12 protein-coding genes and 1 tRNA gene are annotated in these 15951 nt (G+C 62.0%); 5 read left to right on the forward strand and 8 right to left on the reverse strand.

Annotated elements, in window-relative coordinates; all coding sequences use genetic code 11:
* Window positions 1–120: 120 nt before the first annotated feature.
* Window positions 121–205, reverse strand: a tRNA-Leu gene (locus JQ611_RS09245).
* A 155-nt stretch (window positions 206–360) separates the two neighbouring features.
* Here JQ611_RS09245 and JQ611_RS09250 point away from each other — a divergent pair.
* On the forward strand, window positions 361–1671 hold the full coding sequence (locus JQ611_RS09250; protein WP_249133047.1) for a multicopper oxidase family protein: 1311 nt from the start codon (window positions 361–363) through the stop codon (window positions 1669–1671).
* A gap of 10 nt (window positions 1672–1681) precedes the next feature.
* A complete protein-coding gene (locus tag JQ611_RS09255; protein WP_212465272.1) occupies window positions 1682–2767 on the forward strand; it encodes an enolase C-terminal domain-like protein in 1086 nt (361 codons plus the stop codon).
* A 517-nt stretch (window positions 2768–3284) separates the two neighbouring features.
* Here the strand turns inward: JQ611_RS09255 and JQ611_RS09260 are convergent.
* Window positions 3285–4784 (reverse strand): NAD(P)H-hydrate dehydratase, encoded by a 1500-nt coding sequence (locus JQ611_RS09260; RefSeq protein WP_212263560.1) that lies wholly within the window; start codon window positions 4782–4784, stop codon window positions 3285–3287.
* Between the two features lie 365 nt (window positions 4785–5149).
* Here JQ611_RS09260 and JQ611_RS09265 point away from each other — a divergent pair, with 365 nt between their 5' ends.
* Window positions 5150–5488 carry a P-II family nitrogen regulator gene (locus JQ611_RS09265; RefSeq protein WP_027537227.1) on the forward strand — a complete coding sequence of 113 codons (339 nt, stop codon included), beginning with the start codon at window positions 5150–5152 and terminating at the stop codon, window positions 5486–5488.
* A 156-nt stretch (window positions 5489–5644) separates the two neighbouring features.
* Window positions 5645–7054: a type I glutamate--ammonia ligase gene (gene glnA / locus JQ611_RS09270; protein ID WP_212263561.1), complete on the forward strand. Its 1410-nt coding sequence runs from the start codon at window positions 5645–5647 to the stop codon at window positions 7052–7054.
* A 113-nt stretch (window positions 7055–7167) separates the two neighbouring features.
* On the opposite strand, the gene JQ611_RS09275 is transcribed toward glnA, so the two are convergent.
* From JQ611_RS09275 to JQ611_RS09295, 5 genes are all read right to left on the reverse strand, one after another.
* Complete coding sequence (locus JQ611_RS09275) at window positions 7168–8736, reverse strand: caspase family protein (protein ID WP_212465273.1); 1569 nt, start codon at window positions 8734–8736, stop codon at window positions 7168–7170.
* A gap of 174 nt (window positions 8737–8910) precedes the next feature.
* Window positions 8911–11217, reverse strand: a complete 2307-nt coding sequence (locus JQ611_RS09280; RefSeq protein WP_212465274.1) for a PAS domain S-box protein — start codon at window positions 11215–11217, stop codon at window positions 8911–8913.
* A 225-nt stretch (window positions 11218–11442) separates the two neighbouring features.
* Window positions 11443–12510 carry an extracellular solute-binding protein gene (locus tag JQ611_RS09285; RefSeq protein ID WP_212465275.1) on the reverse strand — a complete coding sequence of 356 codons (1068 nt, stop codon included), beginning with the start codon at window positions 12508–12510 and terminating at the stop codon, window positions 11443–11445.
* Between the two features lie 61 nt (window positions 12511–12571).
* Window positions 12572–13342 (reverse strand): gamma-glutamyl-gamma-aminobutyrate hydrolase family protein, encoded by a 771-nt coding sequence (locus JQ611_RS09290; RefSeq protein WP_212263564.1) that lies wholly within the window; start codon window positions 13340–13342, stop codon window positions 12572–12574.
* Window positions 13343–13566: 224 nt separating this feature from the next.
* Entirely contained in the window at window positions 13567–14268 is a 702-nt protein-coding gene (locus tag JQ611_RS09295; protein WP_212465276.1) for a hypothetical protein, read from the reverse strand.
* A gap of 247 nt (window positions 14269–14515) precedes the next feature.
* On the opposite strand from JQ611_RS09295, the gene JQ611_RS09300 reads away from it, so the two are divergent.
* The gene (locus JQ611_RS09300; RefSeq protein ID WP_212413945.1) at window positions 14516–15622 is read left to right on the forward strand and encodes an AI-2E family transporter; all 1107 of its coding nucleotides are present in this window, start codon (window positions 14516–14518) and stop codon (window positions 15620–15622) included.
* 2 nt (window positions 15623–15624) lie between these two features.
* On the opposite strand, the gene JQ611_RS09305 is transcribed toward JQ611_RS09300, so the two are convergent.
* Entirely contained in the window at window positions 15625–15927 is a 303-nt protein-coding gene (locus JQ611_RS09305) for an antibiotic biosynthesis monooxygenase (RefSeq protein ID WP_192733478.1), read from the reverse strand.
* Window positions 15928–15951 lie beyond the last annotated feature (24 nt).

The following is a 15951-nucleotide window of genomic DNA, read 5'->3' on the forward strand; positions in this document are numbered from 1 at the left end:
TTGTCAATTGGGTCGACGCGGGGCCCTTAAAGCCTGCGCCGGTGGTTCGGCTGACCCAACTCCCCAACCGGGGAAACAGGCCCTCCAGTATTCATCATGCAAACGCTTGAATAGAGCGCTTGGTGCGGGCGGAGGGACTCGAACCCCCACAACTTTCGTCACTGGAACCTAAATCCAGCGCGTCTACCAGTTCCGCCACGCCCGCGTAAAAAGCATCCAGTCCGGCCGCGATGCCGCGAGCGGCGGGCTTATAACATGCGCCCACCGGTCCGCAGCAAAAAAATGGCCCTTTTTGCACGCCGCCCGAGGCAAGGCGTCACAGCTGGACACGGCCGCCAGAAAATGGTCCGCATCAGTCTCATGGCAAGCCCCAAATCCCTGCTGCACCGACGCGAGCTGATGGCCGGACTGGGCGCTGCCGCCCTGCTCCCGATATGGCCCGCCATTGGCTCCGCTCAAGGCCGCGCCGCGCTGGCGCTGCAAGCCAAAGCCGATGTCGTTGCGCTTCGGCCAGGGGCGCCGCAGACGCCGGTTTGGTCACTCGCCGGTTCGGAAATGAGATTCAAACGCGGCGATACCGTTGAAGTCACGCTCGCCAATGAGCTGCCGCAGCCCGTTGCCCTCAATTGGCGGGGGCTCGACGGGGTCGCGAGCGCCGAATCGCTGACGGCCCGCGCGCCGCTCGCGGCCGGAGTGAAGGAAACTCTGCAACTGCCGCTGCGACATGCCGGGACGCTGCTGTGCGATCTGACCCTTCTCGGCGACGGCCAGGCACGGCCATCGCGGGCTCGCGCATTGGTGGTCCGGGAAAGCGAGACTGTCGCCGTCGATCGCGACGAGGTGTTTCTGGTCGAGGACTGGCGGCTGCGCCCGGACGGGTCAGCGATCGCGCCCGGAATCGACCCCAAGGACGCCGCAACGGTTTTGACGGCCAACGGCCGGCTTTCGCTCGATATTGCAGCGCGAACCAATGAACGGATCAGGATTCGCTTCATCAATGGCTGCCAGCGGTCTGTTATCGCCGCGAAAATCGAGAATTTCGACGTCCGCGTCATGGCCATCGACGGCCAGCCCTCCGAGCCGTTCCAGGCCCGCAACGGCGCGCTGGTGCTGCCCCCCGGCGGCCGCGTCGATGCCTTTGTCGATGTGACGGCGCCGGCCGGGACCACCGCAGCGATTCTGGTCCACGACGGCAAGGAGGCCCGCCCTATCGGCAGGCTGATCGTCTCGGGTGAACCGCCGGTTCGCGCCGCCCCGCTTTCCCCGGCGCCGCCGTTACCTTCCAACGGTCTGCCGGAGCGACTCGACCTCAAGGGCGCAACCCGGGCCGACTTGACCCTTGGCGGGCCGCAAGGCGACTGGGTGCCGCCGGCAAACTTCACTGCGACCGCCGCGCCCGCGGTCCGCACCAAAGCGGGACGCACCGTTGTGCTGGCCCTGAACAACCGCGGCGCCACCCCAACGGTGTTTCACCTTCACGGCCATCATTTCCGGCTGCTCGACCGGCTCGATGACGGCTGGAAGCCGTTCTGGCTGGATACGCTGGCCATCGAACCCGGCCAAACGCAACGCATCGCCTTTGCCGCCGAATATGCCGGACGCTGGCTGATCGAATCCGTCGCGACCGATTGGGCCTCCCCCCGGCTGGTGCGATGGTACAGTGTGGAATGAGGAGACCGGCATGAGCACATCCGTTCCCACCATTCGTAGCGTAACCGCCCGAGGCCTCGTGGTGCCGATCGCACGGCCGGTGAAGACAGCCTTCTCAACGATCGATGCCGCACCGATGGTGTTGATCGATGTCGCGACCGATCAAGGCGTTACCGGACGCGCTTACATCTTTGCCTACGCCAAGCTGACGCTGAAGCCGCTGGTGCACCTGATCGAGGAGATCGGGCGCGAACTCGTCGGCAAGCCGGTTGCACCGTTTGATCTGATGCAGGCGATGGATGCAAAATTCCGCCTGCTCGGCTGGCAGGGCCTGGTTGGCATGGCAGTGTCCGGCCTCGACATGGCCTATTGGGACGCGCTCGGCCAGATTGCCGGTCGGCCATTGGCCGAGCTGCTCGGTGGCGCGCCGCGGCCGATCAAGGCCTATGACAGTTATGGCGTGGTCGATCCGATCGCCGACGAGCAGGCGCTGCGCCGCTCGCTGGAGCAGGGTTTTCGCGGCATCAAGATCAAGGGCGGCGACGGCGACGCTGCCAATGACGAGCGGGTGGTCAAGGCCGTGCGCGCTTTGCTCGGCCCCGATATCGCGCTGATGATCGACTTCAACCAGTCGCTCGATCCCGCGGAAGCCAGCCGGCGCATCGCTCGCCTTGAGCCCTATGATCTGCACTGGATCGAAGAGCCGGTGCCACAGGAGAACCTGCTAGGCCACGCCAAGGTGCGCGAGACCTCGCCGACGCCGATCCAGGCCGGCGAGAACTGGTGGTTCCCGCGCGGCTTTGCCGAGGCGATCGCAGCCGGCGCCAGCGACTTCATCATGCCCGACCTGATGAAATGCGGCGGCGTCACCGGCTGGCTGCAAGTCGCAGCGCAAGCCGAAGCCGCCAACATTCCGGTGTCGAGCCATCTGTTCGCTGAGGCCAGCGCCCACATGCTGGCGGTGACGCCATCCGCGCACTGGCTCGAATTCCTCGATTTCGCCCGCGTCATCCTCGCCCACCCTGCCGAGATCATCGACGGCACGGTTACCGCGCGAGGTCCGGGCCTTGGGCTGGAATGGAACGAGACAGCGGTGGCGAAATATCAGGTGACGTAGTGGACAGTTCGGCAGTCGGCGGATTAGGCGTCCCATAGATGGGAATTCCGAAAGAACTCGGACATGCTCGAAGTCACAATTTCAATTTTATCGCGTGGATATGGGACCGAAACTGCGTAGTCATGTGGAATCCTTACAAGGGGCGGATCGTTAGAAGAATTCCTGAGATCCACAAAATATGGATCTCCTGATCCCTCCGCACACGCCCCTACTGCGAGAAATCCATAGGACAGCACTGATTTCCCGGGCTCACATTCGACGCTCTCGGACACAATCTGTTCCGGCGTTAGCCAGATAACTTCTGCTCCGATCCCAGACTCGTCGTGATCCGTGTTCAAGCTGAAGCCAACGCCCGCCAGCGCGTGCCCTCCCAAAAGGGCCATGAGCCAATCAGGTGTCAAACTGGCGGGCAATCGAGATCTCAAGAAATGTATATCGCCATCCGTCGCGCGCGTGCCGCGCAGATTTGGACTGATCGAGCGTAGGCGTAGATCGAGCGTCATGATCTGGCTCTTTGCTAATACTCAATCCCGAACTCGTCATACAGCCGCCGGAACACCGCGGGCAGCACTTCGGTCAAATCTTCCGCGATCAGGCCCGGCCCCGCCTCGCGGGCGCCCTCGCCGTGCATCCAGGCGCCGATACAGGCAGCCTCGAAGGCCGGCACGCCCTGGGCCAATAACCCTGCGATGATCCCCGCCAGCACGTCGCCGGCGCCGGCGGTGGCGAGCCAGGGCGGCGCGTTGGCGGCGATGCTGGCGCGCCCGTCGGGTGACGCCACCACCGTATCCGGCCCCTTCAGCAGCACCACGGCGCCAGAGCGCAAGGCGGCGTCACGCACCCGTTCGAGTTTGGAGCGGCCCGGATGCTTGTTGCTGATGTCGCTGAACAACCGCGGAAACTCGCCCTCGTGCGGGGTCAGCACCACCTGCGGATCGCTGGACGCCTTGATCGATTCAAACAGGCGCTCCGGTTCTTGCGCAAAGCTCGTCAGCGCGTCGGCATCGAGCACGAGGTGACGTTTCGCCGACAATGCGGTGTGGACGAGATCGCGCGTGCGCGCGCTGATTCCGGCGCCCGGTCCGATCACGCAGGCATTGAGCCGCTTGTCGTTCAGCATGTCAGCGAATTCGATCGCACTATCGACCGCGCGGATCATCACCGCGGTCAGGGCCGAAGCATTGACCGCGAGCGCCTCGCGCGGCGAGGCCAGCGTGACCAGTCCGGCGCCGGCCCGCAGCGCGGCGCGCGCCGCCAGCCGCGCCGCGCCGGTTGAGGCCATGTCGCCGGACACGACGACAGCGTGACCGCGCGCATATTTGTGGCCATCGATACGCGGCACCGGAAAGCATCTCCGCCAGGCCTGCGGAACGTTTTCCGTTGTCTGCGGGCGGATCTCGTCCAGCACTTGCGCATCGATGCCGATGTCGGCGACGCGGACGCGGCCGCAATGCATCCGTCCCGGCAGCAACAGATGCGCCGGCTTCTTGCGGAAGAACGTCACGGTCTCGACGGCGTTGATCGCGACATCCATCACGGCGCCGGTGGTGCCGTTGATGCCGCTCGGCAGATCGACGGCGAGGACCGGCGCGCCGTTGGCGTTGATCGCCTCGATCATGTCAAGCGGATCGCCCTTCACGGGACGATTGAGACCGGCGCCGAGCAGCGCGTCGATGATCAGCGCCGGCTTTCCGATCGCCTGCGGATTGAACGGCAGCACCGGGTATTTCCAGCCCTTCGCCGCGATTGCCGCGTCGCCCGTCAGACTGTCCCGCTCGCAGAGCAGGATCACCGAAACCTCGCGGCCGCGCGCGGCCAGTTCGGCCGCAGCGACAAACCCGTCGCCGCCATTGTTGCCACGGCCGGCAACCACCACGATCGCGCCCTCCTCGACCAGTTCCATCGCGGCTTCGGCAACGGCCTGGCCCGCGCTCATCATCAGCGCGAAGCCGGGCGTGCCGGCGGCAATGGTCATTCGGTCGGCGCGCTCCATCTCAGTGGTGGTCAGAACTTCCATGCCGAATCCTCGATCTATCAGCCTTTTCCGGAGGCATTTCCGATATCGGCCGTAGCCAATTTTCCAATAGCTGCATACCAATTGATCGGTTTGCCTATTTGCTAGGCTTGGGTATCATGCAGCGTCCGGTTCGACCTCTGCCGATTGCCTGTTAAAAGTCTGATAACATTCCAAAATCAGGCCCGTTAACAACTTGGCATAGACCCTGCTTTTGGGGAAGCCGGTAAGGAAGCCGGTTCAGGACCTTCGTCGTTCGCGGCAATTGCGAGCGTTTAGAGGCCTGATCAGGGATCAACGACCAGACGGCGCCACGCGCGACATCGAAACTATCTGCTCTGCAATTTGTAATGCCCGGGAGGCGCTCAGTGAAAAAAATCGAAGCCATCATCAAGCCGTTCAAGCTCGACGAGGTGAAGGAGGCGCTTCAGGAGGTCGGACTGCAGGGCATCACCGTGACCGAGGCCAAGGGTTTCGGCCGGCAAAAGGGCCACGCCGAACTGTATCGCGGTGCGGAATACATCGTGGACTTCCTGCCCAAGGTCAAAATCGAGATCGTGATATCAGACGAACTGGTCGAGAAAGCCATCGACGCGATCCGCCGCGCCGCCCAGACCGGCCGCATCGGCGACGGCAAAATCTTCGTCTCCAACATCGAAGAAGCGATCCGGATCAGAACCGGAGAATCCGGGCTGGACGCTATCTAAGCCGGGTGCTATCCCGCATTTTGCGACTGAAAAACAAGAAAAGGGCTGCTTCGGCGGCCTGATTTCGTTTGCGATATCTCACCACTCTGTCTGTGTGTGCGTGTTGTTTGCGAAAATGTCGTTGTCGCAGAGTCCTGGAAACCAAAAGGGGTATTCATGAAGACCGCCAAAGACGTCCTGAAATCGATCAAGGACAACGACGTAAAATACGTCGACCTGCGCTTCACCGACCCGCGCGGCAAGTGGCAGCACGTGACTTTCGACATCGGCATGATCGACGAGGAAATCTTTGCCGAAGGCACCATGTTCGACGGCTCGTCGATTGCCGGCTGGAAGGCGATCAACGAATCCGACATGTGCCTGATGCCCGATCCGGTCACCGCGACGATCGACCCGTTCTTCGCCGAAACCACCATGGTCATCACCTGCGACGTGCTCGAGCCGACCACCGGCGAGCCCTACAACCGCGACCCGCGCGGCATGGCCAAGAAGGCCGAGGCGATGGTCAAGTCGATGGGCATCGGCGACACCGTGTTCGTCGGACCGGAAGCCGAGTTCTTCGTATTCGACGACGTGCGCTTTTCGTCCCTGCCCTACAACACCGGCTTCAAGCTCGACTCCTCGGAATTTCCGACCAATTCGGACACCGAATATGAAGGCGGCAATCTCGGTCACCGCATCCGCACCAAGGGCGGCTACTTCCCGGTGCCGCCGCAGGACTCGGTGCAGGACATGCGCTCGGAAATGCTCGGCGCGATGGCCAAGATGGGCGTCAAGGTCGAAAAGCATCACCATGAAGTCGCTTCCGCCCAGCACGAGCTCGGCATGAAGTTCGACACGCTGACGCTGATGGCCGACCACATGCAGATCTACAAATATTGCATCCATCAGGTCGCGCACATCTACGGCAAGACCGCCACCTTCATGCCGAAGCCTATCTATGGCGACAACGGCTCGGGCATGCATGTCCACCAGTCGATCTGGAAGGACGGCAAGCCGGTGTTCGCCGGCAACAAATACGCCGACCTCTCCGAGACCTGCCTTCACTACATCGGCGGCATCATCAAGCACGCCAAGGCGATCAACGCCTTCACCAACCCGTCGACCAACTCCTACAAGCGTCTGGTCCCGGGCTATGAAGCCCCCGTGCTGCTCGCCTATTCCGCGCGCAACCGTTCGGCCTCCTGCCGTATCCCCTACACCGCCAACCCGAAGGCCAAGCGCGTCGAGGTCCGCTTCCCCGACCCGATGGCCAACCCGTATCTCGGCTTCGCTGCGATGCTGATGGCCGGCCTCGACGGCATCAAGAACAAGATCGATCCGGGTCCGGCGATGGACAAGGACCTCTACGATCTGCCGAAGGAAGAACTGAAGCAGATCCCGACGGTGTGCGGCAGCTTGCGCGAGGCCCTGGAAAACCTCGACAAGGACCGCGCGTTCCTCAAGAACGGCGGCGTGTTCGACGACGACTTCATCGACAGCTACATCGAGCTGAAGATGACCGAAGTCGAGCGCTTCGAGATGACCCCGCATCCGGTCGAATTCGACATGTACTATTCGCTGTAAGGTTGGTGGGATTTTCCACCGACCTCACGGCTCGAGAAATGCGAAAGGCGCTCCCAACGGGGCGCCTTTTGTTATGCAGGATGGGTTAGTTCATTCGCCTTACGGGCTGAAACTTATATGCCCCCATTGCGCGCGCACGCTTCCCGCTGGGCAAACCCCTTAACCAGCTTTCGACATGCCCGATAGCGATCTTCCATAGACTGGGCGGCGACCTTGCCCTGTCGCGTATCGCTCTCTAGCGCAACCTTCGGGCCCAGGGTTTTCGGCTTGATCGTGGGCTCTGATATCGTAGATCGCCGCTCTGGCGACTTCTGTTTGGGCACTGGACCATTTTGCGAAGACAGTCGCCACAGCGGGCTGAGCTTGATAGTGGCCGTTTTCGATTGGCCTTGCTGCGGACTTGGGTTGAGCGAATGAAAAGTCATCGTCGAGCCCGAAACCTTGGCATCCATTGGCACGTCGCCACTCTTGAACTCTAGTTTGCCGTTGTTGATCTTCGAGGCAAAGTCAACGTAGCCAGCGGGCGTCTCCTTCTGCCAGGAAAGCTTTTTGGGTGGCCCCCAAAGATAGTACCCAAGAGCAATGCCGTCCGAAGTAACTTCCGTCACAATCAACATCACATGACGGCCAGTCCCTTTGCCGAAGCCATCTTTGTTTGACCATATACCTACGAACTGCAGATAACGATCTGGAACGTCGCTCTTGGTTTGCCCCATAGCAAAGGGTGGCATCTTCAGTTTTTGGTCTGCTCCTGTCGCAGCAACCCGCTGCGCGTCTTCTGTTGAAAACACATTGCGCAGTCCTGATGACAAGCTGCCTGTTCCATTTTCACGCGAATTGGCTTTTTCCTTCGCTTCTTCTGGTTTTGTAGCAAGCTTGGCGACCGTCGTCGGAGCCACCATGGGTGCCTGCAACGTAGCCATCGGCTTGAGATAGATCGCTTCCTTCGAAAGCGAACCATACACGAAGGGCTGCTGCTCTCTCTTAGTTGCCGCCATGACCTCGTCACGCACGTTCCGGAACAAGAACGATATTTCAAGACCCGGAGTTTCGATATTGCGAAGCAGGGCCGCCGTGAATGGGCTGTTACGGCCTTCGCCGTCGCTGGCTGTGGTGCCATCCCGAGCGGCATATGCAATCAGCACGTTGTCGGAGGGTTCTGTCGGAGCCAACCCGCGAGCCACCGCCCGGGTGCTGAGCGAGCGCTTCATCTTTGCAGCAAAGGGATTATTTCGACATGCATCAAGAATGACGAGACCCAGCTGCCGCGCCTTTGAAACCTGGAGACTAATCGAGCGCAGACTGACGGCCTCGCTCTCGATGTCGGCGTCGCTACGCAGTTCGGCATTGACCGGAATCAGCCAATTTTCGCCACCCACCTCCATGCCGTGTCCGGCATAGAATACGACGGCCATTTCCGCCCCTTCGGCAGCGCGGCCGAAATCGACGATGGCTTTACGCATTTCGTGCGCGGTCGCGTTTTTTGTTTGCGTGACCTTGAAATTCAATCGCTCAAGGGCACGCGCAATGTCGGCTGCGTCACGAGGCGGGTTAGGTAGCTCCGGTACCTTTTCGTAGGAGCCGTTCCCGATGACGAGCGCGATCCGATTCTCAGCAAGTGCCGGCTGAATGAGAAGCCAAATTGAAGTGACGACGAAGGTGGCTGCTCTAACGGTGCGCATCGGTACGGTCCTATCCAGCATTAAATTCGAAGCTATCATCCGGGTACCCCGACAACAGGAAAACTAGAAATTGCACATCTTGTGTGATCTAACTCACAGTTTGATGTGAAAGCCTTCGTTGTCCGAAGTGAAACTTGTTTGCGCGACGCCTCTCCGCGACACCTCGAATAAATTCTATCTTTCCTTCGGCGGATACTTGCGCAGGAAACGCTCCAGCTCCGGCTGCACGGAATAAGGCGTTGGTATCGGATCGCCGGCCGGATCGACCGCAATATCAAGACAACGGCGCAACGTTCGCGCCAGCTCCGCGCGCCGATACGGCTTGGTCAAAAGCGGAATCCCGTGGCCCGCGCGGTTTTTCAGCGGCAGCGCGCCGTCGCTGTAGCCGGAGGTGAAGAGCACCCGGAGCGACGGACGCCCGGCCATCAGCGTTTCAGCCAGTTGCCTGCCGTTCATGCTGCCGGGCATCACGACGTCGGTGAACAGCAGATCGAACGCGGCGCCCCGATTGACGATGGCGAGGGCCTCGTCGGCATTCGAGGCCACGATCACCTTGTAGCCGAGGCTCTCGAGCTGCATCGTCACATAGTCGCGGATCTTGCGGTCGTCCTCGACGCACAGGAGCGTTTCGCTGCCGCCCTGCACCGGCGAATCCTCGTCTTGTGTCGACGGTTGAAGCGCGCTGGTGTCGGCTTTGGGCAGATAGATCGTGAACGTCGTGCCGCTTCCCTCCTCGCTGCGCACGTCGACGCTTCCGCCCGACTGCTTGGCGAAGCCAAACACCATGCTGAGCCCGAGCCCTGTTCCCTGGCCAACCTCCTTGGTGGAAAAGAACGGTTCAAATATCTTGTCGAGAATGGGCTGCGGAATTCCGGTGCCGGTGTCACTCACTTCGACCACGACGTAATCGCCGGCGCGTTCGACGCCGCGGGCCACGGCCTCCGGCACGCCCAGGGTGATATTGCCGGTCGCAATGGTCAGCTTTCCGCCATCTGCCATCGCGTCCCGGGCATTGATCGCGAGATTGACGACCGCGGAGGAGAGTTGGCTACGATCGACGAATGCCGGCCACGCGTCGTCGTTCAAGGCGGCCTCGATTTCGATATTCTTGCCGACGGTTGGCGCGAGCAATCGAACGGCCTCGCGAATGAGATCATTGACGTCGATCTCGGCCGGCTGCAACGGCTGCTTGCGCGCGAACGCCAGCAGGCTGGCGGTGAGGTTTGCACCGCGGTCGGCGGCGTCGCTGATCAGTTTGGTGATCGAAGCCAGGTGCGGAACGTCCTTGACGCCATCGGCCAGAATTTCGATCGTGCCTGTGATCACCGTAAGCATGTTGTTGAAGTCATGGGCAATGCCACCGGTCAGTTGCCCGACCGTATCCATCTTTTGCGCCTGAATCAGTCGCTCCTCGGCAAGGCGCCGCTGGGTGACGTCCCTGACAAAGGAGTTGATGATGTAACCGTCGCCGCGGCGCAGCGCCGTGAGCGACACTTCGACGAAAAATTCGTGACCGTCCCGGTGCAGCGCCGGCGCCTCATAGCGCATGCCCATGGCGCCACCGGCGGTCTCGCGCAGGAATTGGGCGATCCGCTGCCGGTGCCCCGCACGAAGCGGTTCGGGAAACACCAGCTCGACCAGCTTCGCACCAACGGTTTCTGCCCGCGTCCATCCGGTCAAAGCTTCGGCCTGCGGACTCCATTCGAGAACGAATCCGTTCTCGTCGGTCTGGACGAAGGCGTCGAGCGCGGTGCTCACGATGGTCTGCGCCATCTGTTCGCTGTCGACCAGAGCCTGCAGGGCGCGCCTTTGTTCGGTGACGTCGCGGAGCACGGTCACCGCCCCGGAAAGCCTGCCGCGTTCGTCGCGCAACGGCCGGGCGTTGGCGACGATGTAGGCTTTTGCGCTGGATCCTTCGGACTGCACTATGAGTTCGAAATCATCGACATGTTCCCCGCGCAGCGCCCGCGCCAGCGGCGAATCCGGGATCGGCAGCGGCGTGGTACCGTCCGAAAGGAAACAGGCGAATTTTCTTACCCCCGTCAGGCTGTCGAAGCCGCGGTCCACACCCAGCAGCTGGCGGGCTGCGCCGTTGGCAACGACGACCACCGCATTCTCGTCGGCCACGACAACGCAATCGCGGATGCTTTCGACCGTGTTTTCCACCAGGTTTGGCCTGGCGCCGAGCTGGCCCGACAATTCGGCGAAAGCCGCTGATAGCGGGGCCATCTCCCGGCTACCTTCGGAAGGCATCGCAACCGGCTTGCCGCGCGACAGCCCTTCGACCGCCCGGGTCATTTGGGTCAGCTGTCGGGACAGCGAGCCCGCGATGGCGGCCGCAAGCACCAGCGCGAGCAAAATCGCGATCGCCCCGACGACCAGCGTCGCGCGGCCGAAACCATCACCGAACACAGCAAGGGCGCAAATGGTGCCCACGACCAGGAACACCATCGCGAACGCAAGGCGGCTCCTCAAAGTCATGACGACCAACTGCCCAATAAAATCGCTAAGAAAACCGCCAGAGAAACCGCCCAGGAAATGATAACGACAATGGTGTGAGTATGAATGCGGGTCCGGCGCCTTGCGCCGGTTGTTCGGCGCCCTCAGCTACCCCAATGCATAGCCGAGTTCTGCGCCGCGCTCCCGCGTTTTCGGTTCCGTAGAATTACGGACAGCACCCCGGAGAAATGCATATTTCGAATCAAATTATACCCCGAATATCCTGGTGTAACGCGCCTTGATCTCCTCGCTTTGCGCTTGCACGGCGGCGGGATCGGCCTTGAGCAATTTCAGATTCGCCAGCGGGATGTGCTCGCCCTTCTCCTTCACCTGCGCATGAAACGAGCGGTGTGCGAACACGTCGACCAGCATCTGCTGGGTTTCGGCGCTGAAAAAGAAGTTCTGAAATAATCTTGCCGCGTTGGGATTGGGCGCGCCGCGGAAGATTCCGGAGGGAACGATGATTAACGGCGCCCCCTCGGTCGGGTAGACCACCTCGACCGGTTTGCCCTGGTCCTTGGCCAGCACCAGATTGTAGTCGTTGCCGTCGGCCATGATGGCACGCTCGCCGAGCAGGATCTTCTTCGGTGGATCGGCGGCCGACTGCACCTGCATGACCTTCTGCTGCGCGAGTCTCTCCAGATAGACCCAGCCGAGATCGCGCGTCAGCACGAAGGTCGCCGTCAAGATGGCGCCGCTGTAGCCGGGATGGCCCTTGACGATCTTGCCTTGCCATTTCGGGTCGAGCAAATCGGCATAGCTCTTTGGCGCTTCCTCGCGCTTGACGAGATTGGTGTTGTAGCCGATCGCCTCCAGCCAGGCGCAGGACGTCGCGTGCATGCCATCGGGGTCGATCTGGTCGGCCGGGAAATGTTTGGCGACCTCCGCCGGCAGGTAGGCCGCGAGCCAGTTGTTCTTCTTCCAGTCGAGATAATGCGCCGGGTCCGTCGAGTTGGCGACGTCAACGGCGTTGATGCCGCTGCCCTGCTCCTGCGCGATGCGCTGGAAGATCCGCTCCGCGCCGGAACGCTCCACCCGGACGCTGATGCCCGGATATTTGGCTTCGAACGTCCGCGCCATCCGCTCGGCGGTGTTGAGCTCAAGCGCCGTATAGAACGACACCTTGCCCTCTTTCTTGGCAGCCTCGATCAGCGCGGGCGTCACTTCGGAAGGCGGCGGCGCCGCGGCTTTGACCGGCTCGGCGAATAAAAGGCCGGCAACGGAAGCCGTCGACGCCTTGAGCAGGTCACGTCTCGACCATCGGCGGTCCCGCATCGCACCCTCCCCCTTTGTCGCCCGACCGTTGTTCGGCCGCCTGTTCGTTCGAAACCGCCTGCTAGCTCGCCCGCTGATGCGCCTTCAGCGCCTCGCCGAACGCCTCAAACAGCGCACGGTTGATCGGATTGCGCTGCGGATCGTACTCCGCATGCCATTGCACGCCGAGCGCAAAGCTCGGTGCGTCAGCAATCCGGATCGCTTCGATGGTGCCGTCTTCCGCCACGCCCTCGATGACGACGCGCTCGCCGGGATCGAGAATGCCTTGCCCATGCAGCGAGTTCACGCGAATGGTTTCGCAGCCGAGCAGCTTTGCAAAAGCGCCGTCCGGGGTGAGATGGACGTCATGCCGGTCGGCAAAGATCACCAACGGATCGGGGTGGATTTCGCCGTTCTCCAGCCGCGGCATGCGGTGATTCATCCGGCCGGGGATTTCGCGAATCTCCGGGTGCAGCGAGCCGCCAAAGGCGACGTTCATTTCCTGCAAGCCGCGGCAGATACCGAAGATCGGCACGCCGCGGGCGACGCAGGCCTCCGCCAGCGCAAGGGCGACGTCGTCGCGGTGAATATCGTAGGGCTCGTGCCTCTCATGCGGCTCGGTCTTGAAACGGGTCGGATGGACATTGGCACGGGCGCCGGTCAGCACCACCCCGTCGACGGCGTCAAGCAAGGCGCCGATATCGGTAATCTCCGGCGATCCCGCAAACATCAGCGGCAGTGCGCCCGACACGTCGGCTACAGCGCGGAGATTGCGCTCTCCGACCATCTGGGTTGTGAAACGATTTTCGATGCGATGGGCGTTCCCGATCACACCGACCACGGGCCGTCTCATCGCCAAATTTCTGCTTTCATCGTCCTGCGCAAGGATCTTCTAGGTTGAGCCATGATGTTGGCCGATCATGCCTGCGAGAACGTGCCGGATCAACATGATATGCTGCCCACTTCTGCTTTGCAGCTCCGCGCGAATCCCAGGCCGTGCCGGCAAGCCGGCGTCAGAATAGGCGCAAGGCACACGTTTTGGCTCGTGGGGGGCGGCCTGACGCGCGGCAAAGGCAGCTACTTCCGGGTAAAGGCTTCCCTGGCATCAACAGCCTCGACGCCGGGCAGACCGGCCGCCCGAAGCGCGGTCGCGGCGGAATTGTCGGCGCCATTCAGCCACGGCAGTTTCGCCTGGATGGCGCGGGTCACCGGCTCGCCCAGCGCGCCGCCGAAATCGAGCGGCCAGAACCCGTTCGGCACTGCCTCGGCTGATATCCCGTGGAGGCGATATCCCTTCCCCAGCGTCGCCTCCGCTTGGTCAGGCTGTACGTTGCGCGCGGTCCCAGGGTTGGCCGGATCGGCAAATGTCACAAGCACCGGGATCAGCGCGCCCGTTACCGGCACGACGCCGGTCTGGCGGTTCATGTCGTTGAACGACACGCGCTTGCCGTCGCCGGCGGCGGCCGTATAAGCGCGCAAGGCTACGTAATTGATGCCCTCGAGTTCGAGTTTCTTGTCGATATGCGCCAGCAGCGCGACCAGATTTTTGCCGCCGCCGAGGTCGACGTAGACGGCATCGCCCACGGTGCGGGTTGGGCCGATGCCGCTGTAGCCGCGATACGGATGGACCGCCAAAACTCCGCTCGCCGATTTGCGTCCATCGGGGGTCTCGACTTCGACGGTCAAGCGATATTTGTGGCTGGGACGGTTGATCCTGATCTGGTCGCCGATATAGATCGCCGCCAGCAGCGCAACCGGCCCCAACCATTTGAAATTCATCTCATCCTCGCCGACGTCGCTGGAGCCTTTTCCGTTCCGATGGAATCGGAACGGAGCTCCAGATTCTTGATTTGACGCGTTTTCTTGACGCGAACCGGCGTCCACTTCGCTGGAAAACGCTTTAGTTAGCCTGCACCGCTTGGCACACCGGGCGTGGCAGCGTCAAACCGGCGCGTGCCTCGCCGCTTGATCCCGGGCGAATTTTCGCGAAAGACTGGCGCAGGATATTCTGCAGGAAGGAATCAACGTGACAGGTCCGGCTGACGATCGTCTTTTGGCCCGCAACGATCTGGCGTGGGCGATCTCGGTCGGAGGCATCGGCGTCGTGCTGTTCACGGCACTCTTGCTGTTCACCTGGTATTTCGCCGCGACCCTGTTCCTGATCTTTGCCGGCGTGCTGCTCGGCGTCGCCCTCACCGCGATGGCCAATATGCTCGGCCGTGTGGTCAAACTTCCCCATTCGCTGCGGCTAACCGTCGTGGGCCTGGTGTTGGCCGGGCTCCTGTCGGGTATTCTTTTTCTCGGCGGCGCCACCATCGCGCAACAGACCAAGGTGTTGAGCGACACGATCAAGTCGCAGTTGGTTGACCTCAAAGCCTTCCTGGACAGGAATGGGGTCGATACCAGCTTTTTCGACTTCGGCAGCCTCAATGCGGCTTCGGATGCGTCTGCGCCGGCGGCGCCAACAACGCCGCATAGCCTTCCCAGCGCCAGCACCATCGCGTCCAGCGGCGGCGCCATTTTCAGCCAGAGCCTGAAGCTGATCCTGGGCACCGTGAGCGCGGTCGGAAACTTCTTTATCGTGCTGTTTCTGGGCCTCGCCTTTGCCGTGCAGCCGAGCGTCTACCGCAACGGGCTGCTGTTCATGGCGCCGGCCAAGCACCGCGCCCGCGCCACCATCATTATCGACCGCATCGGCTGGACGCTGGAGCGCTGGCTGATCGCGCAGATCATCACCATGGCCGCGGTGTTCTTTGTCACCTGGGTCGGACTTGCCATCATCGGCATCCCCAGCTCGTTCATCCTGGGCATCCAGGCCGGCCTGCTCGCCTTCATTCCAACCGTGGGTGCGATCCTCGGTGGACTGATCGTGGTGCTCGCGAGCCTCGCTTCGGGATGGGTCGCGGCGTTGAGCGCGTTCATCCTGTTCCTCGGCGTGCACGCGCTGGAAAGCTACGTGCTGACGCCGATCATCCAGCGTCAGGCGCTGGATATTCCGCCCGCCACGCTGTTCGCGTTCCAGATCCTGCTCGGCGTCGTGTTCGGCATCTGGGGGCTGGCGCTGGCGCTCCCCCTGATGGCGATCGCCAAGGTCATGATCGACCATTTCAAGGCCGAAAGGACGATGGCGTAAGCCTAGCCCGCCGAGGTCAGCACCGTCTCGGTGTGCTCGACCTCGGGCGGCGCCGCAAAGTACTGCCCGACCAGGCCGCGCCATGCCGTAAAATCTTCCGAGCCGCGGAAGTCGACGGTGTGATTTTCCAGCGTTTCCCATTGCGCCATCAGGCGATAGCGCTGCGGCTTCTCAATCGACTTGTGCAGCTCAAACCCCTTGCCGCCCTTGGCGCGCAGGAACAGCGGACGCGCCTTGGCCACCGCGGCCTCAAAATCCTTCTCGGTGCCGGGTTTGACGTCGATCTGTGCGATTTCGGTGATCATTGATGAAGGCCTTCTGCTGGGAAC

It is taken from the genome of Bradyrhizobium sp. AUGA SZCCT0182, assembly GCF_018130185.1.
Lineage (GTDB): Bacteria > Pseudomonadota > Alphaproteobacteria > Rhizobiales > Xanthobacteraceae > Bradyrhizobium.